We start from the raw sequence: 26354 nt of genomic DNA on the forward strand, positions 1-26354 counted from the left end.
TTTGCGGGAACTCATTTACCCACCGAGTTCTTTAAGCCGAAGAAGACCCAGCCATTCCATTTGGTGCCCGTGATCTGGCGGGCGACCGACGACAGGGACTTGTAGGGGCGGCCGAGATATTCGAAATCGTCATGGCGAACGGTGACGCAGTGCTCCACCTGAATTGTCGTTATCTCACGCACCTCGACCTCAAGGTCGCGCATGGCGAACTGGCTAAGCCAAAGCTACGCGACGATCCGGCCCTGGATGCCCTGGTGGAGCGCGGAAAGACCCATGAGCAGGGTTTTGTCGACCATCTCGCCAAGCAGAGCAGGACCGTCACAGTCATTAACGGTGTCGGCATCGATCACGCCGCAGTTGCCCAGACGCGGGAGGCGATGGCGCGCGGCGACGCTGTGATCGTTCAGGCGGCGTTACGGGATGGGCATTGGAGCGGTCGCGCCGACGTGCTGCGTCGGGTCGAGAGACCAAGCGGTTTGGGCGCCTGGTCATACGAGGTCACCGACACCAAATTGGCTCGCGAGACAAAGGGCAACACGGTCCTGCAGCTCAGCCTCTACTCGGACCTATTGGCGACCATGCAGCAGAAGGTCCCGGAGATCGCGCATGTCGTAACACCGGGGACGGAGTACTTGCCGGAGCCCCACCGCGTGGCCGATTTTGCGGCGTTCTACCGACGCGTCAGGCGTAGCTTGGAGACCTTCGCTGCTATGCCTTCGCGTGATGGCCTCCTCTATCCCGACCCGACCGAGCACTGTGACGTCTGCCGATGGCGCGAGCCCTGTGCTTCGAGGCGGCGCGCGGACGATCACCTGTCGCTTGTCGCAGGGATCGCCAAGACCCAAATTGAGGAACTGGTCCGGCGAGGTGTGGGCACCATGGCCGCTCTTGGCACGCTGCCCATTCCGCTACAATGGCGGCCTGATCGGGGCAGTGCGCCAAGCTACGAGAGGGTGCGCGAACAGGCGAGACTCCAGGTTGAAGGACGCGGAGCGGGCCAGCTGCTTTACGAGGTGCTGCCGCTGGTGGCGGAATTTGGCTTGTTCCGGCTCCCTGAACCTTCGGTCGGCGACATCTTTTTCGATTTCGAGGGCGATCCGTTCGTGGACGGCGGAGGGCTCGAGTTCCTAGTCGGCTATCTCTATGCCAATGACGACGGCACGGACGTCTATGTCGGCGATTGGGCGACAACACGGCAGCACGAACGGGCGGCGTTCGAACGCTTCATCGACTTTGTCACGGAGCGGCTAACCAAGCACCCGGGCTTGCACATCTATCACTTCGCGCCCTATGAGCCGGCCGCGTTGAAGCGTCTAATGGGACGGTACGCCACGCGAGAGGACGAGGTCGACAACTTGCTTCGGGCAGGCGTGTTCGTGGACTTGTACACCATTGTCCGGCAGAGCATCCGCGCCAGCGTCGAAAGCTATTCGATCAAGAAGCTAGAGCCGCTGTACCGGTTTGACCGCACCGTCCCGCTGCTCGATGTCGGCGGCGCCATGGCGCGGGTGCAGGCCTGCCTCGAATTGGCCGACGCCGACGGAATTGACCGAGGCGATCAGGCCGCCATCCTCGGTTACAACCGCGATGACTGCGCCTCGACGCGCGCGTTGCGGGACTGGCTTGAGGGGGTGCGGAGCCATCAAATCGCGCAGGGGAACGCGATCGTTCGGCCGCCACGGAAGGCCGCCGAGGTTGGCGAGGATCTCAGTGCCTGGAAACGCCGGGTGGCCGAACTTGTGGCGCGGTTGACCGGCGACGTTCCGGACGACGTGACCGAACGCCGCCCCGAGCAGCAAGCGAACTGGTTGCTGGCCCACTTGATCGATTTCTTCGGCCGCGAGAACAAGGCGGTCTGGTGGGAGTACTTTCGGCTGAGTGACTTGTCAGCGGAGGATCTCTTGTATGAGCGCGCCGGCCTCGGAGGGCTGACGTTTCTCGGCAGTTTTGCTGGGACCGTGAAGGCGCCGATCCATCGCTACAAGTTCACGGTCCAAGAGACCGATGTTCGCGCAGACGACGATTTGAAAAGTGTTGGCGGCGACAAGCTCGGCAAGGTCGTCGCGATTTCCTTTGATGACAGAACGATCGACATTAAAAAACGCCAGGACACGGCAGGCTTTCATCCCGAAGCCGTGTTCGCGCACAAGTTCGTCGACAACCAAGTTCTCGCAGAATCGATCTACCGGATCGGAGAGTATGTGGCCGATCATGGGATCATCGGGCCGGGCGCATATCGTGCCGCTCGCGACTTGCTGCTCAAAGTCGGTCCAAGGCTTCGTGGGCAGCAGTTGGAGCAGCCTGGCGAACCGCCGCTGGCGGCCGCGATGCGCGCAGCGCTCTTGCTTGATCAGAGCGTCTTCCCGGTGCAGGGGCCGCCTGGAGCAGGCAAGACCCATGCGGGCGCTCGCATGATCTGTGCGCTCGTGCGCGACAAGCGGACAGTCGGCGTCACGGCCAATAGCCATAAGGTCATTCGCCACTTGCTTAATAAGTCGCTGGAGGCGGCTGCCGAGCAAAAATTGGCAACTCAATGCATTCAAAAAGTCAGTGATGAGCCGGCCTCTTTGCCGGGACTCCAGCTGACTACCAAGAATCCAGACTTTATCGACGGACTTGGCAGTGGCTACCAGGTTGGTGGCGCTACCGGCTGGTTTTGGTCGCGTCCGGATGCGGCAGGCATTGTAGATGTTCTTTTCGTCGACGAAGCGGCGCAGATGTCCCTGGCAAACGTGTTAGCCGTGTCACAGGCCGCCGAGAGCATTGTCCTCCTGGGCGATCCAAGGCAGCTTGAGCAGCCGATGCAGGGGAGTCATCCGGATGGCGTTACGACATCGGCGCTTGACCACGTCCTGGGTGGGCACGCAACGATCGAGGCGGGCCACGGGCTTTTCCTTGGAGAAACCTGGCGCTTGCACCCCGATATCTGTGCCTTCACGTCCGAGCTGTTCTATGAGGGGCGCCTCCGCTCGCGACCGGGCTTGGAGCGGCAGGAAATCAGGTCATCGAGCCGGGTGAATGGGAGCGGGCTCCGCTACCTTCCCGTACAGCATGAGGGTAACCAGAATTCCTCTCCCGAAGAAGCGGACGCGATCAGAAGCCTCGTCGATGAAATCCTTGGGAGCGATACCAGGTGGGTCGACGGTGAAGGGAAGGAGGCTTTGATCGGATTGGCGGACATCCTGATCATCGCTCCCTACAACGCGCAGGTGTTCGAGCTTCAGGAGCGATTGCCGGGCGCGCGCATCGGCACGGTAGACAAGTTTCAGGGTCAGGAGGCGCCTATCGTGATCTATTCGATGACCACGTCGTCTCATTCCGATGCGCCGCGGGGAATGGAGTTTCTCTATAGCGCGAACCGCTTGAACGTGGCTACGTCGCGTGCGAAATGTCTCTGCATTATGGTTGCCTCTCCGCGGTTATTCGAGGTCGAATGTCGAACGCCCCGCCAAATGCTATTGGCGAATGCGTTCTGCCGCTATTTGGAATTAGCCCTTCCCCTGTAAGTGAGGATCCCTGGCAGTGAGAGTCGGATTTAGGATGATGAGGAGTTGTCCTTGACAGCGGAAGAATGCATAGAAGCACTAAAAAATCAGAAGCTCAGGCAGATCGATGATTTGCCCAATGGTGTGGGCGTATATGCGCTGGCGGATCACCTTGGTGATATTCATTACATAGGAATCACTGCTGCCGACTCGTTCCGCGATAGGATCTACGGTCGTCACGTTAACGGAAGCGAAGAACGCAGCCATAAGCTCGCTTGCAATTACAACATTGGACGTATGTGGCGGGATAGAAAATCTGCGTATCACGTTCCGCATGATGCGCAGATTGCAAAGGATCTGAGGCGCGAGTTCATTCGACGTCATTGCCAGGTGGCTTGTGTCCCTCTCGAATACACGAAGCAGGAACTTGAGAAACTAGAGCGGGAAATCCTTGCAATTGCGCCGCCAGACATGACTAGCTGGAACGCGACAAGAACACGAGTTAACCCCCTTCCCGAACCTCGCGACCTCGTTGATGCATTAATTGATGAATTGGGTCTCTGCTTGGATGAGCGTGCGGCGCTCGACCGACAAGCTAAGCTCTTTGAGAAGCTGTCTAATTCTGAAGTAATGTCAGCCCAGCAATCAGAAAATTTCGTTGGTGTGAATAATGCTCGGCAAAACCCGCAGCCCGGAACGGTCGATGACGTGAGTGAATCGGACAAGACAAGTGAGAATGTCGCGATTGCGGGTCGCCCTCCTCGTGGCTTCGAACGCATCGCCGCTGATGGAGAACGGTACGTGGCCCATGCTTTCAAGGATGGCCTTTATCGCATGGCAGATCCCGCCCTCGGTCGGACGAAGCATCACAGGGAAAATCAGCTACCGGTGACATTGGAAGAAATTGGCGGATATTTGAGCAGGGGCTACCTTTTGCGCATGCGTGGTGAATCGAGCAAGCAGGTCAATTTGATCGCTCCGGCAGAGATTACGCCAGTTTACTAACGCGCCTTGGCAGGCAGTGGGCGTTCGTTGATCGCCTGCGGCCTTGCCGCTAGCGTCGGTCCATCAGTGGCCAATCTATGCCATAGCAGTCTTACTGCGAGACCGACGTTCCGCAATTCCCGACGACGCGCTAGGAAGCAAGGTCATCGGCCGAGGTCTTCCATAACAACGCATACGCGCATGCAGCGGATTTGACGCAAATGTCGCGCGGAGTGAGCGTCAGGCGGCGTTTGCTTCTGACTCGGTGATGCGCTGGAATTCGAAGAGCAATTCCTGAAAGTGCTTGGCGAGATAGCCGACCACCTTGCGGTTGCGCAGCAGCTTTGACAGGTAGCCGACCGCCAACACCAGGTCGAGATGGTCGGTGCCATAGGTCTGCTCGGCGACCGCCGGGAATCCTATCGCGCGAATCACCGCAAACAGAGCCTTTTCACACCGCCTGGGCCAACGCTGACGTTGGATTTGCCTGATTTGAGGCGGACCGATGATCGCCCTGCGAGGCTCCCAGGCGGCACCATGTGCGCATGATCACGGAAGATCCCTTGAACGCCAAGTATGACTCCGACATGCAGGGTCGAGCTTGCTCACCCGGATGTCACAAGGAGGCGTACATGGCTCAGATCTATTTCCATTGCACTAACGCTCGCGGCGTATTGATAGATCGTCGCGGCACAATCGTATCCGATCTGATCGAGGCGTGCGAGGAGGCCACCCGCAGGGTGCGGTCGCTCGTGACAGGGACCGACCTGGAAGATTGGCGTCAATGGGTCTTGCATGTCAGCGATGAGGCCGGCGACGAGATTTTCGTTCTGCCGTTCGCATTTGTGCTGGGCAAGCCACACTGAGGATGTCATGCGGGCAGCGCAGCCGTCATTCTTGGTTCTTCGTCAGGGCTTGAACGCGATCGCAACGGCGATCATCCGCCGCGCCTTCGCCGGAGCGATGCTCGCGCAGTCGGATTTCCGGCGCAACCCGCACGCCGTCTCAAGAGCATCGCAGGGCTACAAATGGCACATTCGGGCAAGACCACTTAAAGGTCTTGCCTCCCAGGGGCGTGCAATTCCTCTCTAGCGGACTTCGTGGATGTGGCGGAGGAACCGGCGCACCGGCAGGCGCCGGCATTGTTGTTGGCGCCGGCGTTGTAGCGGTCGTGGACAGTGGCAAAGCGATCGTATCGTCGGCCGAGGCGAGCGTCAGTCCGAGCGGACCCGCTGCGTGGACCGAAGCTAAAGCCAGAACCACGGCAGCAATCATCCTGTGCATGTGGTGTCTACCGTTTGACTGGCACGTAAGACTAGAAGAGGTGCGCTCAAACTCACGTGAAGTAAGTCACGCAGAACCCCTCCCAAGTAGCCTTTACGGTCGCGGGAAGCGAGAGGCGTGGTGGCGGCACAATTGGCAGAGGCCGGTCACATCTTGTTCTGCAGGCCCAAGGCTTTCATCAACCTGTCGAGCGTCTGCTGCGATTGCGGCGAGGCGCCTTTGCGGATCTGCCGGTAGACGTCTGCGTCGGTCGATGGCGGATCACGATCGGCATCACCGTCTGCTGCGCCGGGTGCCGGCGGCGCATCTGGGCTTTTGCCGGCTTCGGCATCGGTCGGATCGCTGGCCCCAGGCTTTGATCGCTGGATGATCATCGCCGAGTTGCCGCCGCTGTGCTGCTCAATGCTGATGTAACCGGGACCAGTCTTGACTTGCTTTTCGGTCTTGGATGGATCGCCGCTCTGGGTGATCGTGGCAGAATTGCTGCCATTGTTCACGGTCGTCGTCTCGGCCCGTGCGGACGCGCTCGCCAGCGCAACCATCAACACGGCAGCACGCACAACCGATTGTCGCTGAATAAGCTTCATGTGTACCTCCTCGAGGATGGCATGCGTTGGGCGAGGTTGGAACCCGCCCAATCGCTGTACCAGCTGGCCAAGTAGGCCAGCGGCGTTACCATTGATGGACTCGGACGCGGTTGCCATCGCCGACCTGCATGGCGCCGGCGCTGTTGCTACGGCCATGCTGGCTGGTTCCGGCAGAGTTGCCGTTCCCGAGCTGGAGCTGGCTCGAGCTGTTGCTCGTTCCGGACTGTCGGGCAGTCGCCGACATACCGCTGCCGGCCTGCACCTGGCCGTTCATATTGTACTGGCAGTTCTGGCTGGCACTGTCACTCGAGCCGTTGCCGATCTGAGTCTTCGCGTGCACGCACGCGGTGATGCCGCCAGCGAATGCCGGAGCGGAGACCAAGGTCAGCAGGGCACTGGCAATCAACAGAAGCTTTCTCATGGAGCTTGTCCTTTCGGGGTTTGCTGGACGGAAAGGAGGGTGAGGGAGGTTCCCGCCACGACTCCTTTCCGCGCGATGTGAGATCAGGTGATCAGCGGCGGCGCTGCCACACACCAGCATAGTTTCCGTCACCGTTCTGGCCGATCCCCGCGTTGTTGTTGCGACCGACCTGGTGGACGCCGGCGCCATTGCCGTTACCGAACTGAACGATTTGGCTGTCGTTGTTGCGACCGCGCTGGAAGGTCTCGGCACCGTTGCCGTTGCCGTTCTGCACGATGGACGACGAGTTGCCAGCATACGCCGAAGAAGCGAGCGAGAGCACGGCCGCCGAGACGAGGAGGATGGAGCGAAACATAATATCTTCCCTTTGGATGAAGTCGAACCGCGTGATTGCCGTTCGATGATTTGACGATAGGCCTCGCCGGCACATAACTCTGTGCCGCAGGTCACGCAGGGCGGCGGCGATCGCTTTGCCTTCGCATCGCCCGCTGCATTCGACGAGCAGTACTCAAATGCCTCGGAACTCGCGGCTTCATCAATGGTGACGTGGGCGCAATCGTTCAGAGCTGTATCGCGCGTACTTCTTCGCCGATATCGAAACACTGGACATGAATGCAACGACTTGAATCGATGCGCCAAGAGGTCGGCTATAGCACCCTGGCTGCGCTCACAAGTATCTCGCGTGAATATCGATAGTCGAACGCGTGCCGACATGACAAAAATTCGCCGTCAGCCACTTATCGGCGCAGGAGCGACCTACATCGCGCAGATGGGTGAGGAAATTCCAGTCCGCGTTGTACTTGGAGGCGACTCCGAGGTCTTTCATGAACAATTCTGCCTCGATCGCATGAATCAGCATTGTCTTTATCTCGTCGCCCAGCACACCTCTGTTGACGAGCTTGTTGGCGAAGGCAATCGCCCGCATCTCTCGCATCAGCGACGAATTGAAACTGATCTCGTTTAGTCGATTCAGTATGTCGCTGGCCGTGCGAGGTATCCCCTCACGCACGATCGGATTGATGTGGATGACTATGACGTCGGTGGACTGGCACTGATAAATGAGCGGGAAAATTGCCGGATTGCCCATGTAGCCGCCGTCCCAATAGGCTTCGCCATCGATTTCGATAGCCTGGAACAGCAAAGGGAGGCACCCGGAAGCGAGAACGGCCGAGAGTGTCACTTCGTCGTTCTCGAAGATCTTCACTTTTCCGGTGCGGACATTCGTCGCACAAAGGAACAGCTTGACGACATTCTCCTTGCGAAGTCGCTCGAAATCGACAGTCTCCTCGAGCACGTCGCGCAGCGGATTGTAGTTCAATGGGTTGAACTCATAAGGCGACAGAAGCCGCGTCATGATGTCGAAGAATATAAGCGCCGGAGATGTTTCGATCGAACCATATCCCATTAAGCGATCGAACGGGGACGGCTGCAGCGGTCCCCAGGCTGCCGCTTCACTGATGCGCCTCCAAAAGTCCGCAAGACTAAGTTTAGCCCCGTCTCGACCGCCGATTGTCAAGCCATGTGCCATGACCGTAGCGTTCATGGCGCCGGCGCTGGTCGCGCAGATTCCCTCGAAGGACATCCGTTCTTCCTCGAGGAGGCGATCTAAAACGCCCCAGGTAAACGCGCCATGCGCGCCGCCGCCTTGTAGAGCAAGGTTGACCGGCTTGCTTGTCGTACTCATCAGGGCCTGCCAACCGCGCTGTTGCGCGACAAAAACTCCAAATGGAGTTGCCCGTAGCCCAAACGATCGGGCAATCACGCCATCCTAATCTGGCTGCACGAAATCCTAAAGTGCAATCTGGTTGAAGCTGCCCACCCACAATGCTGAGAGGTAAACGCATCAAGAAAGCGCCGATCGCATGCGGCGGCGAAGATCGTTTTAGCTAGGAAAGAGCTTGGTGGTCTTCCGTACAGGAAGTTTCGGATGCCGCGGTTCAGAAGCCGTATCGAAATCCCGCGTTCAACCCGAAACTGTTTGAGCCGTTGTTGGCGACAATTCCCTCGGCCGCGACGTTGACGCGTGCATTGGGTGTGAAGTTATACCCGAGGCCGCCTGACATTCGAACATAAACGTCCCTTATGGGACGCACCGGTGTGAAGATCGGCACATCGGGCGCCAGCGTGAACGCAGTTTGCAAGATGGGCATGGAATTGCGCAGGTCCTTCTCCACGGTTAGGTCAAAGAAGGTATCGGCCCTACCGAACGCGGCCAATTGCGGCTTTAAGCGCAAGCCGCCACTGACCACCGCCGACTGAAGAAACTGATCTGCGACCCTCTGGGTCAGGAATGGATCGCCAGCTTCGGAATAGCCTTTGACGTGAGTGTCGGTGTAGGTGAACCCGCCGATCGGGCCGAGCCGCGCAGCGCCGAGATCAAACAAGTAGCCGGCCTTGATTGCAGCAACCGTTGTATTTGCGTCAGTGTTTGGCGTGATCGGTCCCAAGAACCCGGTGCGAGAGATGTCGAACTGGTTCCAGCCGTATGACGCAATCGCATGAACGAACAGCGAGCTAGTGTCATAGGCCAGGAACCCCCCGAGATGGAAGGAGTCGAGATCCGTCGAGCCGAGCCCTTGCTTGAGACCTGAAGCCATGTGCGTGTAGCCGAATGTCGGTCCCAACGTCAGATTCTGGGTCACATAGAACTTGCCACCCGCGAGGACGCCGGCCGAATCATAGCTGTATTTGGTCGAGCCGAAGGTGTCGGCGTGGTCGCCGTGCCGATAATTGGCTTGCACGAACACAGAAGCTCGACAGGGGAGCGGCGGTGCCTTGACGGGCAGAGGCTGATCGACACAGCCCTCCCCACGGCCGGTATCGAGCTGCGACAACAAGTCGCGCGAGAATCCCTGCGCGCTGATTTGGGCCATGCTCGGCAGCGCCGCCGCCGTCTCTGGCGCGAATAACAGGTTCGAAGCCACGCGCTCGAGATAGCCGGTGCCGAGTGCCGCGATCGGCGAGGCTGCGAGCTGGATCACGATCGCAGATGCGTTATTGCCGGTCTGTGCGACCGCCGAGGCGTTGGTCGGGCCGACCTGGATGACATAAGCGTGGCTGAAATCGCCGGTCTGTGTGATCGTCGCGGTGTTGGTGGTGTCGACCTGGATGATCGCGGCGCGGTTATAGAAGCCGCTTTGGGTCACGGTCGCCAATGGATTCGGTGCCAACTGAACGATGCCGGTGATGTTCTGCCCGGGCCCGAACGCCTGGTTCACGACGATCGGACCATTCAGCGATACAAAGCCGTAGCCATTGGTGTCAATGAAACCGGTTTGCGCACTTGCCGGTTCGGCCAGCAGCGCGATTGCGGCAACCGCGAGCGCATATCCAAGCCGCCACCTTTGTCGAGGTAGTGATTTGTCGGCCGATTTTCTTCCCATCGCCCACCTCGCCCGCGCATGACGCGCTCAAATCTGCCGATAAAGCGGCACATTAGCGCAATCGGGTCCGGCTGCCTGTTGCCGTGGAGTGACAACCGCTGAATCTTTCGGCGCGAGCATCGCTGCCGATGACACGATGCGAGAACCCGCGGCCGGCGATCAAGCCGGCGCGGTTTCGATTGCGGCTGTGCTGGCCGGCGGCGCGGCCGTTACATTTTCTTCTGCAAACCCAGGGATTTCATCAGATTGTCCAATGTCTGCTGCGATTGCGGCGAGGCGCCCTTACGGACCTGCCGGTAGACATCCGAGTCGGTGAGCGCGGGACCACGCTCCTCGTCGCTCGCGGTTCCGCCCGGCGCTGTCGGCACGTTCGGGGTGTTGCCACCTTCGCTTTCGGTGCCATTGGGCGAGCCGGGCTTCGACTGCTGGATGATCGTCGCCGAGTTGCCGCCGCTGTGCTGCTCGATATGTGTATAGCCGGGACGGGAGTCCACCCGCTTCTCGGTCTTCGATGGATCGCCGTTCTGGGTGATCGTGGCAGAATTGCTGCCGTTGTTCACGGAGGTCGTCTCGGCCCGCAACGACGCACTTGCGAGAGCAGCCCCCAGGGTTGCAGCAAGCACAAAGCCCGACCATTGGATCCGCTTCATCTTTTCCTCCTATCATGAAGGCGGGTTGGGCGAGGGACCCGCCCAACCGCCATGCGGCTCCGGCCCGATAGGGTCGACAGCCTTACCATTGATGGACTTTGACGCGGTTGCCGTTTCCAACCTGCATGGCTCCGGCGCTATTGTCACGGCCGTGCTGGCTGAGGCGGGTCGAGTTGTTGTCACCGAGCTGAAGCTGGCTCGACGTGTTGCTGGTTCCGGACTGCCGCGCGCCGGCCGACATTCCGTTACCGGCCTGCACTTGGCCGTTCATGTTGTATTGGCAGTTCTGGCTGACGCTGTCGCTGGCGCCGTTGCCGATCTGGGTTCTGGCGTGCACGCAGGCGGTGACGCCGCCGGCGAAAGCCGGAGCCGAGACCAGAACCAGCGCGGCGCTGGTGATAAACAGAAGGTTTCTCACGGGTTTCTCCTTTCGAGGTTCGCGTGGCGGAAAGGAATGTGAGGAACGAGTCCGTCACTGTTCCTTTCCGCTGATGCGAGATCAGGTGATCAGCGGCGGCGCTGCCACACACCAGCGTAGTTGCCGTCGCCATTCTGGCCGATGCCGGCGTTGTTATTGCGGCCGACCTGATGGACGCCAGCGCCGTTGCCGTTGCCGAACTGAATGACCTGGCTGTCGTTGTTACGGCCCTTCTGGAAGGTTTCGGCTCCGTTGCCGTTGCCGTTCTGCACGATGGAAGAGGAGTTGCCAGCATACGCGCTCGAAGCAGTGAGTGAGAGAACGGCGGCGGAGACGATGAGGATGGAGCGAAACATGGGAGTGGTCCTTCTGGGTCAATTCGAACCGCTTGATTGCCGTTCGATGATTGGACGATAGGACTCATCGGCACATAACTCTGTGCCGTAAGTCACGCATGGCGGCGGCGATCGCTTTGCATTCGCATCGCCCGCTGCGTTCGACGAGCAGTACTCAAATGCCTCGGAACTCGCGCCTTCATGAATCGTGACGTGCGCGCAATCGTTCAGAGCTGTATCGCGCGTACTTCTTCGCCGCTGTCGAAAGGGTGAGACATGAACTACTGAAAGGCCAAACTGAACAACGGATCGCGGCGCTCCAAAGTCGCGTGTGATCAGCACACGCGCTAAGGACTCAATGCACAGTCGACAATGATTTTTCTCGCGGACAATCGTCTTGCAGCTTGTTTAGGGGCTGCGGCCGACGCGATCAGACGTCTCGGTCTCGACGGCTTTCCCGATCAGGAGATTGATCGGAATGTCTTGTCCGCTGCGGCAGGTCAGCAGCCCCGAGCCTGATGATCCAGAGGCGACAATGCGGCATTCATCGTCGTCCATGACCAACGTGCCTTCCAAGCGCAGGGACGAAACTTTCAACTGCATGCGCGCCTGCTTCTGCTCGACGCCATTGATGCTACACAGGCCTATGTGTCGCAACGTGACCGTCCCTGAATAGTCCACTGGGGCGCGTATTGCCCCTTTCGCCAAGCTTCCCGTGATCTCCCACTCCTGGAGATAGCCGATTTTACCACTCGCTGGGTAAGATTGCGCCCAAGCTGTCGGAGTAGCGGCAGTCAGCACGAGAAGCGCCGCAACAATCGAGCGCATTATTCCCGCGCGCGGCATAATTACGGTAACTCCCGCACGACACGAAAGCCGTTGGCGTAATATCGTACGTCGACGTCGTAGCGAAACCTCGCCGACGATCTGACGTCGCTGGCCCTGCTGAGGAAGTTGCCCCCGCGCAGTACCCGCAGGCGGCAGTCGCCCGACGTCCAGGGCGACGCATCCTTCGGCGCATTGCGATAGGAGTCGTTCCAGCAATCCTCGACCCACTCCGCAGCATTACCTGATGTGTCGTAGAGCCCGAAGCCGTTTGGCCGGAACGAGCCCGCCGGTACGACCTGCTGCTTGATCGGACTACCGCAGCCTTCGCACTGTGCATGACGGTCGCCGATGTCCTTGCCCCACCAGAACGGCGTTCGGGTTCCCGCTCGCGCGGCATATTCCCATTCCGCCTCGCTGGGCAGACGATATTTTTGTCCGGTCCTCTGCGACAGCCAGGCGACAAACAGCTTGGCATCCTCCCAACTGACATTGATCACCGGACGGTCGCCACGCCCCCAGCCGTGATCCTCGGGACGCACCCTGCACCCGCCAATGTCAGCACACTGATCCCATTCCGCGAATGTCACCTCGCGTCGGCCAATGGCGAAGGGCTTGCGAATGCTGATCGTATGCTCGGGCTTCTCGTAGGGCGTATCATTAGACCCCATCACGAACTCGCCGGGCGGCACGACCACAAGCTCCGGACAATTGTTGCAATCACGAAATAGTTCACCCGGATCCGGAGTGGCGCTTTGCTGGGCCACCTTGGTGTCGGATGACGCGGATGGCGGGTCGGCGGATGGGCCGGTGCTAAGCCCTCGCTGCGCGCTCGCTGCAGTGCTCGCAAGTTCAACGAGCGCCATGAGGAAAAACGCAGACAAAACGGCGGATTTCATATCATGATCTCCGGTCGGTTAGAACGATCGGAAGTATGCACACGTCACATTCAATGTGACACAGCATGCTTCATTCGACCGCAGCGGGCAAGGCGATGCTCGCGCCGTCGGATTTCGGTTTACATTGGGCGGCAAAGGAATATCGTTTCATCTCCCCTCGTTCTGCGCGGATGGGAATTTCTTGACGCTTCCAATTATTGCAGTTTCCCGCGGCTAGTGCGGTCCAGATTGTGGATCCATGTATTGGGAAGATTGCCGATGATTCACCGATTGCTGACATTGGTTCTGGTTCCATTTCTTGCTGGTTTGATGCATTGCCACGCGGCACAGGCACAGGCGCAGACGCAGACTGGCGGGCCGACTCCGTCGCCGGCGGGAGCAGCCGTCTATTTCATCGGATTGAAAGACGGCGATACGCTGCCAACCAAGGCCATTCTGCATTTCGGCCTGCATGGCATGGGCGTCGCACCGGCAGGTTCGGACCGCGCCAATAGCGGTCACCATCATCTGATAATTGACTCGCCAACGCCGCCACTGAATTCCGAGATTCCAAACGACTTCCAGCACCTGCATTTCGGCGCGGGACAAACTGAGGCAGAGATTTCGCTGACGCCCGGCGAGCACACCTTGCAGCTTGTGTTCGGCGACAAGAATCACGTTCCGCATTCGCCGCCGGTGACCTCCGAGAAGATAAAGGTCAAGGTCACTGACCAGACCTCTCCCGCGGTAGCTCAAGCCGCTCCTGCGGCGGTTCAATCCACTGCCGGCGGACGTCGCCCCTCCCCGAAGGATGCCAAGGTTTATTTCATCTATCCGAAGAACGGCTCTTACATTTCCCCAAACCCGGTTATCCGCTTCGGCCTATTGAATATGGGCGTCGCCCCGGCGGGCTACGATAAGCCCAACACCGGGCATCATCATTTGCTTGTCGATGCCGAGTTGCCTCCGCTCGACCAGCCGATCCCGAACGACTTCAACCACCTGCACTTCGGCGCCGGCCAGACCGAAGCGAAGATCACGCTCCCGGTCGGCCAACACAAGCTGCGCCTGCTGTTCGCCGACTTCGCCCACGTGCCGCAGGATCCGGCGGTGTTCTCCGACGTCATCAGCGTCACTGTGACGGAGAGCGGCCAGCCGCCAAGAAAGCGCTCGAAGTACCGCCATCGCTCATGGCGGCGTTACGGATACTGATACAGCGATGAAACTGCGCCAACTCTTGATCTACTGCCTCTGCCTTGTCGTCGGCGCGATGTTCGCCGATGCGGCAGCAGCGGAGCGTCGGGTCGCGCTCATTGTCGGAAACTCTGCCTATAAGAACGCATCTACGCTGTCCAATACCATCAACGACGCCACGGCAATCGCGGCACTATTCAAATCGATCGGCTTCGAAGTCGTCATTTCGCGCAACGATCTAGGTGTCGTCGAGTTCAAGCGCACTGTACGGGAATTTCTCATCACGGCTGAGAACGCTGATATGGCGGTGGTCTATTACGCCGGCCATGGCATCGAGATCAGCGGCACTAATTATCTCATACCGGTGGATGCCAGGTTGAGCCGCGACTACGACGTCGAGGATGAAGCTATCTCGCTCGACCGCATCATCTGGGCGTTGCAACCAGTACGCCGCCTGCGCTTGATCCTGCTCGACGCCTGCCGCGACAACCCCTTTGCAGCCAAGCTGCGCTCGGCAGGCCGCACACCGGCTAGGGGCGGGCTTGCGAAGCTTGATGAAGTCGGGGCCGATACGCTGGTCGCCTACGCCGCGAAGGCCGGCTCGATTTCCTATGACGGCGATGGCGTTAACAGTCCCTATGCAATCGCACTACTCAGACACCTTGCCGAGCCCGACGTCGACATCCGGATCACGCTTGGCCGTGTTCGCGATGCAGTTATCGCCATGACCGGCGGACGGCAGGAGCCGTTCATCTATGGCTCCCTCGGCGGCGCAACCATCTCCTTGGTGCCGAATACAACAAGAGTTGCGCCGGCGCCGCCCGTCGCGGCCGCCCCGGCGCCCCCGCCAGCTTCGGTGCCCACCCCGCCGAAACCGGTCGTAGTCAGTCCAGCGCCGGCACCGCCAACCGTGAATGCAATGGTCCCAAAGCCGCCGCTTCCAGCGCAGGCGGCGCCCCAGACCGTAGACCCCTGTGTCCGCGACGAAGCGAGGCTGGCGCGTCTGCGCGCCAACCCCGCGCCGGAAGAGATCGTCAACTTCCAGCGCGAAGTCGCGTGCGCTCGACTGCGCCCCCAAGTGCAGCGCCTGTTCGAAAGCTTTGCCGGCGATACCGCTCTGCCGTCTGGCGGAAATCCGGCACCACAAACGGTTCCGAAGCAGCAAGCGCAGAACGAGTCTGTTCGTTCCGAGGACACTTGTGCCCGCGACATTGCGCGTCTGCTGAGCATGCGTGCTGAGCCTACGCTTGAGGCGATCACCAAGTTCGAAAAGGATTTGGGCTGCGAGAGGCTCCGGTCCCAGCTCCGCCGACTGCGCGAGAGCGTCACTCCTTGATCTCGTCCAGGTACCCCGCGACCAATCAGCCGGGTGTCAGCGAGCAATGGCGACAAATGGGCGAGCAGCAAACGTACAAGTTCGGGCTGTCTATTTATGCCGGTCTTCATGTAACTCCGTTGCAGGGGGTTTTGGCAGTGGGTTCACAAAGGCCGATAAGGTCTTCTGAGCAATCAGGTTTGACGGACAGAGAAGCCCGCTGGTCGTTTCTCTCTCCTATCGAGAGAACCTGAGCTGCAGCGGTCGAGCAAGTTTTTTTACAGATTCTCTCCCTCCGCCATGCACGCCGAAAAAGTCTTTATCCTTCAGTGCTTCCTGAAGCGGACTATTTGGCGGCCCATATCCGAGCCCATACCTTCGATCGAAGGACTGGAAGGATAACGTGCGCCGCGTGGGTCTTGCACGGTCCTAGTCACCCACAACCTTCATCCGCCCATCCATCTGCCAGGTTGCGGCTCTCAGAGGTGCGCTTCGGAATGAAATACCTTCGAGATTATTTGGATCCGGCTCTCGCGCTCGGAGCCCCACCCGAGGGCCGACCCAAATAGCTTCGTCCCTTTGTCTTGGTAGAGCGACTAGCCGGATGTCACCGCTATCAATTCGCTTGCCATCTATCGACTTAATAATCTCTCTGTCGTCATCGGACCATTTCTGAAAGTGAAACTGCTTCCCAGCGCGCACAATGCTCGTGAACGCCGTTCCTGGTCCCTTGTGCTTGCAAATCTGCCTCACCAAGAGACCGCCATGTATGGCCCTCGGCTTTGAACCGCAGGTAATATCAATCCCGGACCTCCTGGGGGGCCGCGATCTTGCTGTTCCAGCCTCTCGTTGAAGGGAGTAGTGGGGACGGTGCACGTACCAGGTGCCCGATTCGAGTTGTTCTGCGTGGCAATGAGTGTACGGGTCACGCCAGATGTCGGAATCGGTACACAAGTACAACTCGCCGGTCGTCCGGGCTACCCGGTCGCAGGCCGAGGGTATTATCGCGGATACGGCAGGGCAGCAGTGGGAGCCGCAGCCGTTGGTGCCGCGGCCTATGGCGCTTACGGTGCTTACAACAACTGTTACGATGCGTACGGCAATTGGATTGAAACGCGCCGAGCCCATGCCGACGGCGGTTGGCTGGCGCTGGTGACCGCTGTGGCGCTCGCCGACCGGACGGCGAACACGGGCAGCAGCGTCCTACGGCTGCGTCCCGCGATCGGCATCGTTCGCCATTAAGGGCCAGTTCTTCAGCATCAGCGCCAAGTCGTCGTCCCAGATTGCTAGCGCGCCGCATCGACCGGAGTCGCGACCGGCGCGGTCCTGACGCGCCGCAGGAGCCACGCGCGGAATTCTCGCCTGTCGAGCCGCATTCAGGCCCGCTTGGAAAAACCGCTCGCGCTGCGCTGCGCCGCGTCGAGCCGCGCCCAGCCCTGCATCGTGGCCTCGAACAGATCGATGCGCCGCATCTCGGCGTGCCTTTCAAAAGCAGATGCAGCAAAGGAAACACAAAAAACGAAAAACGCAAATATGCCGAAGGGGCGCGGTCGCGCGGTCCCCGCGTTTATCTATGCACCCAGAGGGACCCGAAACGTGGCGGGTGCGCGGAGACGGAAGCGCACAGTAGTCGCCTCCGATGCGATTTGCCGCACGGGACCGTCCTTCTGATGAGTTAACGTTAGGGAAGATGGCTGGCCTGACGGAGATCAGCGCTATGGGGTCCTTTGAAGCACTCGCCATCGTCCTTGTTTTTGTTCTGGTGGCGGTGGTCGTGACCATGCTCGTGCCGACCCGGAGACGATAGCGGACGGCGTCCCGACCCAATGACTGGAAAGCGGTTGACGACGGCGGCAGGCAGCGCGCGTTCGCGCTGTCCTGATCGTTCACGACCCGGCGGCGCTGGTGCAAATTCGCCACGGCAGGGCCATCGACGTACAGGCGGCGCACTATGTGGCGCATGTCGAGAAGCGGGACGCTGATCTTCATCGCGGCGGTCGTCGCCCGCGAACATCGCGAAGAACAACGCTTCATTGTTCGCAGCAGCGAACTCGCCAGATGGATCAGAGGTAAGGGGCATCTCGGGAAGTCCGTCGCTCAATCTTCGTAAAATCGCGGCCCAGTTCGCTGCTGCCCGGCTCTCCACGGCTGCGTCCATTGAACGAGTCACGCGGCGCTGGACCGAGAACGTAGATGCGCCGGTATGCTTGGAGAGAAGAAGTCAGTCACCATTAATGACCTGATGTTGCGCGGCTTCGAGTACCTCTCCCGTGCGTGCAATAGGGGCGCCAACTCGTCACCCTCCAGTATGCAGAGCACATTCGTGCCAGGCTATCGTGGACTTCCTTCTCATCCGGCATCGCTCATGCCGCGCTTAACGGAGTTCTGCTAGATCAGTAAGCCGTATTGTACATTCAAAGTCATTGCATTGTGCCACGAACTGCTGACAAAATGGTCGGCATAGCCGGGTGAGTGGCAGTCGTGAATTTCCAGGTATCCATTTTGAAGGTACTTGCTAGCTACCCCAATGGGCTGGCGACGCTTACGGATATCAAACGCGACCTCGCATTTTTGGCAACGAGCGGCGCTGATTGGGCAAGCTACAGCAAGCGGCTGGGTGCTACGCTCCCCTCGTTGGACGTCTTCTCCTTAGGCTTTGTGCAGAGGTATTCGTTCGGTTGGCGATTGACAGCAAAGGGCGCAGCCGCACTCGAACTTATGGAACAGAAGGTGAGAGCTCCCGTCGCTAATGTCGAAGCAGAAGCGGCAACGTCGGATAGCTTGCTGGAAAAGTGTACGCCACCTGTAGGGTCCGCTGAAAAGCCTGATCAGCCGAGTAGCTCACCAATTGATCGGCGCGCGCTGTTCATGGTTATCGACGGCGGTCGAAGCCAGGCTGCATAATAGTCACAAACGGAACGCAGCGTGCGGCGTGACGGCGACAGGTCTCAGAGGGCGCTGCCCGCATCTGCGCGCGAGGAGGTTGCTAGCTGACGTGCGATCGCCGGTCCTTTGTAAACATGCCTCCGACAAGAGTGGCATCGTTCACCGGGTTCGCGAGCGGGGGAACGCTTTTATAGGCGGAGTGCCGATCAGGAGCGCGACCCGGCGTTCGGGATGAACACAGCCGCGGGCTAAGCACAGCAACAACTTGGCACAGTAGTTCTACGGCGCCGCATCTGGCGCCTGTCTCGCTTCAAAAAGCAGCGCAACCGTGACTCCGTCGTCGAGCGTCGCGCTAGAAGCTCTAAGCTCCCGCCCCCTTGAGCCGTCTTTCTCCCTGGAGCGCAACCGCCATTGTAAGCCTTGGGACCCTGGGAAATTTCCCAGGTGTCCGGCCGGTAGGTCCCCGCTAAACAGCTATTGGAACGTGGGGGAGTAGAAGAGCGAGAATGGAAGAGCTTATTGCTCAACTTGAGAAGTTTCGAGCGGAGGCAGGCTATTGTGCTCGGTTGGCGAGAACTGCACCGGATAGGCAGACGCGAGCGCTGTTCGAACGGCTCGCCGAACGGGTGCGAGAGATGGTTCAGGAAATCGAGACGACGATCGCCGCGCGAACGAAACCAAGTGGTCGCTGGGAATGATCGTCCGGTGGCAACTCCAAAGCCAGCCTCGATGCCTTCTTTGATGCACCCTTCAATGATTGCACTGTTGTATTCTTGCTCGGTCTTGAGCATGGACTTCTTTGCATGACAGACGGTATCAGCGAACGGGTTGATTTGGAGGGCTCACTTGATGAGCGCCGGAACAACCCCTCAATCACTGTTGACGCAAACGATACAGCCGCCGCGACGATTCACCACTCGGAATATCTGGGCGCGTCGGGTTGCAACACCCTTCCAGGGCTCGATCATTTTATTTCAGCTCCTCTAAGCGTCAAACCATTTGTAATCTTGCGAGAACGAATGGATGATCATCGCGGCGTCGTCGGTCTTGAAGCGAGCGGCTTCGAGAACTGCCGAGGCGGTGCGGTGAAATAACTGGTAGTGGAGATCATCGGGTGGTGGACACGCAACGTCGATCAGATCACACAAGAACGCCAGCCGCTGTTGCTTCCTCGCGGATGGGTCCACATACCAATCTTTTATGGTCGGCCCAAAGGACTCATTGACCTTGCCCTCCACCGCGACGGCGATGGTGCGATTGTTCGATTTTATCAGAGCGAAAACGTCCGTCTGACTTTCTCGTCCGTTATCGCGAAGTGATACCTTGTGCTCTGGGATCGCGATGAGCAACTCGGTGGCCAATCCGAACATCCCGGCGATTTCCGGCGGCAGTCCTTCTGCGGCTTCCCAGCAATGCGCGAGTGTTCGCGCAGAGTAGCCACTACGCCAATGCTTAAAAGGGTCCCCTAACGGAAATGATCGCTAAGGCGATAATCAAGATCGCGCAAACCGGCGCTCATGACGCCGCACAGAGTTCGGCTCTGGCGATCAAGGAACTAGTCGTCCGTTAAGAAGCCGAATTGAGCGGGAGCGGACAGGCAAGCGTATGCGATAGCTGGATCAGGAAGAGGCACAAGAGTTCTCTGAGCCAGGCGAGGATACGGCGGAAGTTGTGGCCGACTGCTGAGAGCACGACGTTGGCGGCGTCGCCGGCGCGGCCTTTGAGATAGCAGCGGCCAAGGTGACCTTCGGCCTTCAGATGTCCGATGATGGGCTCGATGGCGGAGCGGCGCCGGAGCTCGCGCTTGATGGCGCCGAACACGCCGCGCTTCTGGCCCGAAATGAAGACGCGACGGGGATTTTGCGTGTCGTGGCCGCGATATCCCTTGTCGACATAGGCCCGCTCGATCGGACAGCCAGTGAGCGCCTCGGTGCGGTCGATGACGTCCCGCAGGGTATGACCGTCGTAGGGATTATCGGGCAGCGACCTGGCGTGCAGTACGAACAGGCCACCGGGCGCCCGGCGGTTGTTGGTGACGATGGAGGCCTTCACGCCGAACTCGTAAGGCGCGGCGGCCTTGCCTTTGCCGATGCATTCCACCTCCGGGGCATGGAAGGAATAAAGCTTCCAGCCGCGTTGGCGCTGCTGCTGCGAGCGGATTTGCACGGCCCGGCCAAGCGGGAGGGCGAATGCCTCCTCCAATGCCGGCTGGCCCTCGATCTTGCGGCGGATGTCGCGGATGATGCGGCCGAGCCGGCTGCGCAGAATGCGCAACTGCCGCTGATGCCGGCTGAACTGTTTGGCATGGGCGTAGCGGCCCGCCATCATCGCGGCGGTCTTGGCCACACGAGAATAGGATTGCCGCAGCCTGACGGCGTGCCTTCTCGCCAGGCGGTTGAGCCCCTTGATAGCCGCATGGAGCAGCTTGGCATCGGTCGGAAAGGTGATGGCCTTCGGCTGCACCGTGGTGTCGACGGTGACGCGCTTGAGGTCCTGGCCGCGTAACGCGCCGGCCTCGTGCGCCACCCGCAGGCTCTCCGCCAGCAGCAGCTCCAACTTGTCGCCGAGCCGCTTGCGCCAATGGCTCAGGTCCGAGCGCTCGTGCGGGAAGGCATGCTGAAAGAACTCTTGCCCGGTGAAGAACTGGAAATACGGGTCGTGAACCCAGCGCTCGCAAACGCCCTCATCGGACAGCCCGTAAGTGTGCTTGAGCAACAGCAGCCCGATCATGAACCGGGTCTCGATCCCGGGCCGGCCATTCTCGCTGTAGAGCGGCGCGACCTCGCCGTCGATCCAGTCCCAATCGATCTTGCCGGCGAGCTGAACCAGCTCGTGCTTCATGTTGATGATCTGGTCCAGCCGCGCCCGGAACAGATCGTTCGATCCCGTCGTCCTGTGCTTCTTCGGTCGCATCGGCCCCTCCGATGCACCACAGAATCATGGCCCGCAGCGAAAGGGAATCCACAAACGACAATTGCAAGATTTGGGGGCCTCAAGCCCCCAATCCCTGCAATCTCAAATGCCGCCGCAACCGGAAAACTGACTCCTGCTCAATCGCTTAGAGCCTTGTTCACGGACGACGAACTAGAACTGCGGTAGGGCATCTCGTTCCACCGGATGGCGGCGCGACCAAAGTCGCCTCATGCGACTTTTAATTTCCGATCGCCGCCCTGCTTGGAACTGAAACATTCCCCAAGGTCGGGGAGTTTGGCTCTTGGCTTCGGGGCTTCGCAACGCGCGAGGCATCTATGACCCCTCTACCAGCGGGCGACGCGTTCCTTACGGTCGCCATTATGAGCGTCACTTTCCTGACCGAGATCGCTCTTTTCATCTTGATTGGAATGATCTGAAAGGAGCGCGCTCTGGGCAGCACGCACCGATGCGAATGGTCTAGCTCTCCACGAACTTGATGATTGAGACCGGCCATCTTCCATCATGGCCTGTAATCGAAATCCGGAGCCCGTGCAATTCATCCAGCCAAACGTTCTCGACCGTGCCTGCCTTTCCGTCGCTAAGGACGACGGCTTTGCCGATCAATTCGGAGTGCGCCTCACCGTACCCACTCAAAATCCTTGACGCACGAAGCTTCACCGATGACATCGCTCGTCCATGTTCGGCCGAGCCGTTTGCGGCTCAACCGCGCAGCTTGTTCCAGCGCTTGGCCGCTGGAATGATCGATGGTGACGGCTCTTCCAGTTCGCGGAGCCGATCGATCCGCATCCTAAGGTTCGCCGGTAATTCCGGCTCCGGTTTCAGCGACGCTCGTAGCCTCTCGCCGATCTCTCGAACCATGGCCGGGCTGTGTACATAGTCGATGTCGATATGGTTGGGCATGACGGAGCCTCGGTAAGAACAACGCCACCGGCACGCCGACATCAGCCCAATGCGATTCCCCGCAACCGATCGGGGCGCGGCTGGTGATTTTGAATGGAACCGGGGACCGCCGCTTTTGGCTATCTTGCGCGAGCGCTTGTAGAGAAAAGCGGGTCAGCAACCTTTGGCTATCCGCGACATGCGCCGTGTTAGTACCGGCGAGCGGCGGTCTCACATTTCTAAAGCTCGCAGACGGCTTTCGTTCCCGATTTCTAATCGCGACGCCAATGTTCCACTCGGAAGGAGGGAACCTAGGAGCGACTAGGCGCGCTGGCGCCGTGGTAGCAACTTCCGCTGCGGACGAAGACATCGAGCCGCGCGGCTGGTCGGAACCATTTCTGAGAGTGTCCGGTTAGCTTCTGGGGGTGATGAAGGGACCATCTCCATGAGGACCGAATATCTCGCGGCGATTGTGATAGCTGTTCTTTCCGCTGGTACCTGGCTGGCGGTCAATTCTATCGGCTCCCTGCCTTCCGAAAAGCAGTCCACGGCGGTCGCCGTGCAACTGGCGGACCGGTTAGCTGGGTCCGTGGATCCATTTCTTCGTTCTGGTGGATAACAGCCGGAGTAACTCAAACGCATTGATGCACGCCTCGAATTGGGCCGAGGTTGAATGCGGCCGTCCTGCAGCGGCTCGATGCCGCTGGCGATCTCGACCAGCTTGCGGGCGGCCGCGTCGGGGTCGACGAATGGACCTTCGGCGGCGTACTTCATGCGGCGGAGTCCCGCTTGTGCACACCATGCGATGTCTCGTCGCCTGCTAGGTCAATCCATGCCAATGCAACGCGCAGCCACTTCAAGCGATCAAGCGCGCTCGTAGCCGCTACGGCTCGCCTCATTGCCTCTTCAGCCTCGGCTGGATGATCAAAATTCCGACTCACGGAGAGCGGGTATATCCAATAAAACTTAACTGGAAACGACGGGTGCCGCCCGGAAAACTACGGCCTGCGCCATGAGCGAGATCGACCGAACGGCGGCAAACTTGCCGATCTGCGACTGCGTCGGCAGCGACCGCGTGCCGATCGTGTCTGAAATGTTCAATCCGCACACGGGCCGGACCGTGACAATGTTCCAGTGCAGGCAGTGCGGATATGTGACGTGGGATGATCGACCCACATTTCCTTCGCCGTGGGGAGCCTCTGGGTAAGACGGGCCTGCGAGATTACAGGCACGCTTGGCGTGTACTGGATTCGCACAGCCACCGGCCTTTACCCAGTCTTAACGCTGGTTGTGCCGATCATCGGGCTCTCGCGCGAACACCGAGGGAGAGGCTTCCTCCAGATGCTGAAAGACGGCACTTACAGGGCGTGGCTCAAGACCCCGCTCGGCCAAGGCACCGGCATTGCCCATGTTGCAACGGGCAGAATCTGGGGCCGCAGCAGCATTATGACCTACAACGGCACCTGCGAAGTCGATGGAGATCGATTCACCGCAATCGTATCGATCAAACGGCATACCGATGAGCATGTAACTATCTTCGGCGCCGATGACCTCACGCTGAAGCTTGAGGGAACGTGCTCCGGCAAGATAGGTCGTTATGTCGGGACGGCAGAAGAGGTGCCGGGAGTGCTCTTCGAGGGAACGCTCATCCTCACCGAGGAGGAGCCGCCTTCGCTAAAGGCGAGCGAGTCGACGCCAACGTTCAACCCGAACAAACTTCCCAAACTGCCGAAGCGCTCCCGCTAAATGACCCCGCAAGCCGGTACGCCTTCGCTCGCTTCTTGCGGGCTTTGCGACCGGCTCGCGATGCCGATTGAGCGCGCGCACAACGCCGATGCGGGCGAACATCGTCGGGCCACCGAGGTCGGCCACCAGCATCAGCGCCTCGATCGCGGCCTGCCATTCCGGCGCGTCATGCTCGCGCTTTGGCAGCTTGGTGATGAACGTCGCGGCGTCGTGCAGGGTGATCAGCTTGCAGCCATCTGGCAGTAGGATCGGATCGTCGAAAGTCCGCTGCCAGCCTCGGTATTACGCTACTGCGGCTCGTGCTTGTCCGTCAGTTCTCGCACCGCCAAGCTAAGCTCCAGCTCTCGAAGCCGTTCTATCAGCACTTCTACGATATCCTCGTAGTCGGAGGGCGATAGCGAACTCACACCGCGCAACGTCATCTGATCTTGGAGAATGGTCGCCATCATGGCTTTGACGCTCATGGGACCTCGCCTGAAAATTAGACCCTCATAAAAACAATCTGAAGTAGATGCCAAAGATCGCGGATGTGCAACGTCCGTAAGATTACGCACAACGCGAGCGCACCGCACAAACGGGATGATGTGTCGCGCGCGTTTTTTATCGCCGGTCGATCTGATCCACCGGCAGGGAGGCGCGGGGCTACTTCTTCAGCAGTATCCCCATCGCTCTTGCCATTCGCCTCACTGATCCGGCGTGACGGCCCAGCTCGGCTGCTATCTTCGATACGCCAGCTCCTGCCCGGGGCCAGCTTGACCTCGCGCTCGGCCCATTGCCTTGGCTTCGGTGCTTTCATGGTGCGGCGCTCCACTCAACCAGTGCGCCTTGTTGCCAACACTTGGGAAATTTACGGGTGGTGTCTGCCCACCACGAGGCTCAGCGGTGCGGCGGCCGTGGCGCTCGCGAGATGGGCGTGTGCGGCGTCCCGATTAGCGCGAACTCTGTTGGGGATCGGATCGGCGCACGAATGGTTGGCGTCGTGGGTGTAGGCAGGTCCGCTATCAAGGGGATTGTGTTGCAAAACTCCGGTTGAGACGACTCGCGAACCGTGATTCCGTTGGTGTGAGGCGGCATTTGCGGGAGCAGCGGATGTTAGGTCGGCAGGAGAGCGGTCAGGGCCAGTTCTTTTACTCCTTTGATCTCGACAAGGTGGTGCCGGTTGATCACCTGGTACGGCAAATCGACGGTTTTCTGGACCTGAGTTGGGTGCACAACGAGCTCGCTCCATTCTACTCCCACACTGGCCGGCCTTCGATTGATCCGGTGCTCATGATCCAGATGCTGGTCTTGGGCTACGTATTTGCACTTCATTCCGAGCGTCGGCTCTGCGCCGAGGTCCAGGTCAATCTGGCTTATAGATGGTTTTGCAAGCTCGGCATCGAGGATCATATCCCTGATCACTCGGTGTTTTGCCGGGCGCGGCGCGAACGCTTCCGTGAGAGCGATGCCTTACGCCGGGTTTTGAACGTGTAGTGGCGCTGTGTATTTCGGCGGGGCTGGTCGGAGGCGAAGCGTTCTCAGTCGATGCGAGCCTGATCAAGGCCGATGTGAACAAGACTAGGCGACTTCCCGGCGACCAGCCTATTACCTGGCCAAAGGCGGAGGAAGCATCCCATGCGGTGCGCGAGTACATCGCAGCGCTTGATGCCGCCAATAGCGATAAGGACGGCGATGAAGACGGCGGCGGTTCAAGTGAAGGCAGCCGTCGCCGCAAGCCTCCCAAGGAAGTCTCGCTCACCGATCCGCAAGCAACATGGGTTACGAGGCCGGGCGTGGATCCATTCTTTGCTTATGATGCGAACTATCTGATCGACAACAAGGCCGGGATCATCCTCGATGCGGTAGGCACGCGCGCGAACCGTGCAGTTGAGATTGCTGTCACCCAGATCATGGTGGACCGTGTTGAGCGTCGCTTCGATCTGCGCCCCAAGAGATTGGCAGGCGACACGGCTTACGGCGCGGTCAGATTGCTCAAATGGCTAGTGGATCGCAAGATCACGCCGCACGTTCCGGTGTGGGACAAGTCGGCACGCCCCGATGGCACCTTTAGCCGAGCGGACTTCGTCTTCGACAAAAAGCGCAATGTCTATGTTTGCCCGGGTGGCGCGGAACTGACCAGCACGGCAATATCGATCAAGGTCACATCGTTT

27 protein-coding genes and 2 pseudogenes are annotated in these 26354 nt (G+C 59.6%); 12 read left to right on the forward strand and 17 right to left on the reverse strand.

The window, feature by feature from the left end; all coding sequences use genetic code 11:
* Nucleotides 1-11: 11 nt before the first annotated feature.
* Nucleotides 12-203 carry a DUF2924 domain-containing protein gene (locus BRA1253DRAFT_RS00350; protein WP_035992083.1) on the reverse strand — a complete coding sequence of 64 codons (192 nt, stop codon included), beginning with the start codon at nucleotides 201-203 and terminating at the stop codon, nucleotides 12-14.
* On the opposite strand from BRA1253DRAFT_RS00350, the gene BRA1253DRAFT_RS00355 reads away from it, so the two are divergent.
* Nucleotides 132-3506 carry a TM0106 family RecB-like putative nuclease gene (locus tag BRA1253DRAFT_RS00355; protein WP_009859205.1) on the forward strand — a complete coding sequence of 1125 codons (3375 nt, stop codon included), beginning with the start codon at nucleotides 132-134 and terminating at the stop codon, nucleotides 3504-3506. The genes BRA1253DRAFT_RS00350 and BRA1253DRAFT_RS00355 overlap by 72 nt on opposite strands.
* Before the next feature lie 51 nt (nucleotides 3507-3557).
* A complete protein-coding gene (locus tag BRA1253DRAFT_RS44925; RefSeq protein ID WP_009859206.1) occupies nucleotides 3558-4490 on the forward strand; it encodes a hypothetical protein in 933 nt (310 codons plus the stop codon).
* A gap of 219 nt (nucleotides 4491-4709) precedes the next feature.
* Here the strand turns inward: BRA1253DRAFT_RS44925 and BRA1253DRAFT_RS00365 are convergent, their stop codons facing one another.
* Nucleotides 4710-4904, reverse strand: a complete 195-nt coding sequence (locus BRA1253DRAFT_RS00365; protein WP_035992089.1) for a hypothetical protein — start codon at nucleotides 4902-4904, stop codon at nucleotides 4710-4712.
* A gap of 197 nt (nucleotides 4905-5101) precedes the next feature.
* On the opposite strand from BRA1253DRAFT_RS00365, the gene BRA1253DRAFT_RS00370 reads away from it, so the two are divergent.
* On the forward strand, nucleotides 5102-5335 hold the full coding sequence (locus tag BRA1253DRAFT_RS00370) for a hypothetical protein (protein WP_009859207.1): 234 nt from the start codon (nucleotides 5102-5104) through the stop codon (nucleotides 5333-5335).
* A gap of 564 nt (nucleotides 5336-5899) precedes the next feature.
* On the opposite strand, the gene BRA1253DRAFT_RS00375 is transcribed toward BRA1253DRAFT_RS00370, so the two are convergent.
* The 10 genes from BRA1253DRAFT_RS00375 to BRA1253DRAFT_RS00420 all read right to left on the reverse strand — a co-directional run bounded on the left by BRA1253DRAFT_RS00375 (nucleotide 5900) and on the right by BRA1253DRAFT_RS00420 (nucleotide 13271).
* Nucleotides 5900-6457, reverse strand: a complete 558-nt coding sequence (locus BRA1253DRAFT_RS00375) for a hypothetical protein (protein ID WP_245285826.1) — start codon at nucleotides 6455-6457, stop codon at nucleotides 5900-5902.
* The gene (locus tag BRA1253DRAFT_RS42585; protein WP_035992093.1) at nucleotides 6426-6761 is read right to left on the reverse strand and encodes a hypothetical protein; all 336 of its coding nucleotides are present in this window, start codon (nucleotides 6759-6761) and stop codon (nucleotides 6426-6428) included. The genes BRA1253DRAFT_RS00375 and BRA1253DRAFT_RS42585 overlap by 32 nt, the downstream gene beginning before the upstream one ends.
* 91 nt (nucleotides 6762-6852) lie before the next feature.
* A complete protein-coding gene (locus BRA1253DRAFT_RS42590) occupies nucleotides 6853-7116 on the reverse strand; it encodes a hypothetical protein (RefSeq protein ID WP_051058368.1) in 264 nt (87 codons plus the stop codon).
* A 312-nt stretch (nucleotides 7117-7428) separates the two neighbouring features.
* Nucleotides 7429-8445 carry a patatin-like phospholipase family protein gene (locus BRA1253DRAFT_RS00390; RefSeq protein WP_009859211.1) on the reverse strand — a complete coding sequence of 339 codons (1017 nt, stop codon included), beginning with the start codon at nucleotides 8443-8445 and terminating at the stop codon, nucleotides 7429-7431.
* 253 nt (nucleotides 8446-8698) lie between these two features.
* Nucleotides 8699-9979, reverse strand: coding sequence for an autotransporter domain-containing protein (locus BRA1253DRAFT_RS00395; RefSeq protein WP_198288212.1), 1281 nt, complete (start codon nucleotides 9977-9979; stop codon nucleotides 8699-8701).
* 374 nt (nucleotides 9980-10353) lie between these two features.
* Entirely contained in the window at nucleotides 10354-10794 is a 441-nt protein-coding gene (locus BRA1253DRAFT_RS40350; protein WP_009859213.1) for a hypothetical protein, read from the reverse strand.
* A gap of 82 nt (nucleotides 10795-10876) precedes the next feature.
* Nucleotides 10877-11212 carry a Curlin associated repeat-containing protein gene (locus BRA1253DRAFT_RS40355; RefSeq protein WP_009859214.1) on the reverse strand — a complete coding sequence of 112 codons (336 nt, stop codon included), beginning with the start codon at nucleotides 11210-11212 and terminating at the stop codon, nucleotides 10877-10879.
* An 89-nt stretch (nucleotides 11213-11301) separates the two neighbouring features.
* A complete protein-coding gene (locus tag BRA1253DRAFT_RS00410) occupies nucleotides 11302-11568 on the reverse strand; it encodes a Curlin associated repeat-containing protein (RefSeq protein WP_009859215.1) in 267 nt (88 codons plus the stop codon).
* A gap of 387 nt (nucleotides 11569-11955) precedes the next feature.
* A complete protein-coding gene (locus BRA1253DRAFT_RS00415) occupies nucleotides 11956-12375 on the reverse strand; it encodes a hypothetical protein (protein ID WP_157158493.1) in 420 nt (139 codons plus the stop codon).
* 20 nt (nucleotides 12376-12395) lie between these two features.
* Entirely contained in the window at nucleotides 12396-13271 is an 876-nt protein-coding gene (locus tag BRA1253DRAFT_RS00420) for a formylglycine-generating enzyme family protein (protein WP_009859217.1), read from the reverse strand.
* A gap of 258 nt (nucleotides 13272-13529) precedes the next feature.
* Between BRA1253DRAFT_RS00420 and BRA1253DRAFT_RS00425 the strand changes: the two genes are divergently transcribed.
* The 5 genes from BRA1253DRAFT_RS00425 to BRA1253DRAFT_RS43185 all read left to right on the forward strand — a co-directional run bounded on the left by BRA1253DRAFT_RS00425 (nucleotide 13530) and on the right by BRA1253DRAFT_RS43185 (nucleotide 19343).
* Entirely contained in the window at nucleotides 13530-14462 is a 933-nt protein-coding gene (locus BRA1253DRAFT_RS00425; protein ID WP_009859218.1) for a DUF4399 domain-containing protein, read from the forward strand.
* A gap of 7 nt (nucleotides 14463-14469) precedes the next feature.
* Nucleotides 14470-15780 carry a caspase family protein gene (locus BRA1253DRAFT_RS00430; protein WP_009859219.1) on the forward strand — a complete coding sequence of 437 codons (1311 nt, stop codon included), beginning with the start codon at nucleotides 14470-14472 and terminating at the stop codon, nucleotides 15778-15780.
* A 1005-nt stretch (nucleotides 15781-16785) separates the two neighbouring features.
* Nucleotides 16786-17001 carry a hypothetical protein gene (locus tag BRA1253DRAFT_RS43180; RefSeq protein WP_035992096.1) on the forward strand — a complete coding sequence of 72 codons (216 nt, stop codon included), beginning with the start codon at nucleotides 16786-16788 and terminating at the stop codon, nucleotides 16999-17001.
* A gap of 1239 nt (nucleotides 17002-18240) precedes the next feature.
* Complete coding sequence (locus BRA1253DRAFT_RS40360) at nucleotides 18241-18663, forward strand: hypothetical protein (RefSeq protein ID WP_009859223.1); 423 nt, start codon at nucleotides 18241-18243, stop codon at nucleotides 18661-18663.
* Nucleotides 18664-19151: 488 nt separating this feature from the next.
* Nucleotides 19152-19343, forward strand: a complete 192-nt coding sequence (locus tag BRA1253DRAFT_RS43185; RefSeq protein ID WP_157158494.1) for a hypothetical protein — start codon at nucleotides 19152-19154, stop codon at nucleotides 19341-19343.
* Nucleotides 19344-19628: 285 nt separating this feature from the next.
* Here BRA1253DRAFT_RS43185 and BRA1253DRAFT_RS00445 read toward each other — a convergent pair.
* The 4 genes and pseudogenes from BRA1253DRAFT_RS00445 to BRA1253DRAFT_RS43190 form a co-directional block, all read right to left on the reverse strand.
* Nucleotides 19629-20054 (reverse strand): annotated as a pseudogene (locus BRA1253DRAFT_RS00445) (hypothetical protein); the annotation flags it as partial.
* 157 nt (nucleotides 20055-20211) lie between these two features.
* Complete coding sequence (locus tag BRA1253DRAFT_RS00450; RefSeq protein ID WP_007603108.1) at nucleotides 20212-21558, reverse strand: IS5 family transposase; 1347 nt, start codon at nucleotides 21556-21558, stop codon at nucleotides 20212-20214.
* 477 nt (nucleotides 21559-22035) lie between these two features.
* Nucleotides 22036-22245 (reverse strand): PRC-barrel domain-containing protein, encoded by a 210-nt coding sequence (locus BRA1253DRAFT_RS00455; RefSeq protein WP_009859226.1) that lies wholly within the window; start codon nucleotides 22243-22245, stop codon nucleotides 22036-22038.
* 33 nt (nucleotides 22246-22278) lie between these two features.
* A complete protein-coding gene (locus tag BRA1253DRAFT_RS43190; protein ID WP_009859227.1) occupies nucleotides 22279-22479 on the reverse strand; it encodes a hypothetical protein in 201 nt (66 codons plus the stop codon).
* A 1320-nt stretch (nucleotides 22480-23799) separates the two neighbouring features.
* Here BRA1253DRAFT_RS43190 and BRA1253DRAFT_RS00460 point away from each other — a divergent pair.
* Both BRA1253DRAFT_RS00460 and BRA1253DRAFT_RS46040 read left to right on the forward strand, forming a co-directional pair.
* Nucleotides 23800-24204: a hypothetical protein gene (locus tag BRA1253DRAFT_RS00460; RefSeq protein WP_009859228.1), complete on the forward strand. Its 405-nt coding sequence runs from the start codon at nucleotides 23800-23802 to the stop codon at nucleotides 24202-24204.
* A complete protein-coding gene (locus BRA1253DRAFT_RS46040; RefSeq protein WP_157158496.1) occupies nucleotides 24205-24450 on the forward strand; it encodes a hypothetical protein in 246 nt (81 codons plus the stop codon). It begins immediately after the preceding gene.
* Nucleotides 24451-24491: 41 nt separating this feature from the next.
* On the opposite strand, the gene BRA1253DRAFT_RS44175 is transcribed toward BRA1253DRAFT_RS46040, so the two are convergent.
* Nucleotides 24492-24668: a hypothetical protein gene (locus BRA1253DRAFT_RS44175; RefSeq protein WP_009859229.1), complete on the reverse strand. Its 177-nt coding sequence runs from the start codon at nucleotides 24666-24668 to the stop codon at nucleotides 24492-24494.
* A 625-nt stretch (nucleotides 24669-25293) separates the two neighbouring features.
* Between BRA1253DRAFT_RS44175 and BRA1253DRAFT_RS44935 the strand changes: the two genes are divergently transcribed.
* Complete coding sequence (locus BRA1253DRAFT_RS44935) at nucleotides 25294-25677, forward strand: transposase (protein ID WP_245285827.1); 384 nt, start codon at nucleotides 25294-25296, stop codon at nucleotides 25675-25677.
* Nucleotides 25677-26354 (forward strand): annotated as a pseudogene (locus BRA1253DRAFT_RS44940) (IS1182 family transposase); the annotation flags it as partial. The gene BRA1253DRAFT_RS44935 and the pseudogene BRA1253DRAFT_RS44940, both read left to right, overlap by 1 nt.

It is taken from the genome of Bradyrhizobium sp. WSM1253 (genome assembly GCF_000244935.1).
Taxonomy (GTDB): Bacteria; Pseudomonadota; Alphaproteobacteria; order Rhizobiales; family Xanthobacteraceae; genus Bradyrhizobium; species Bradyrhizobium canariense.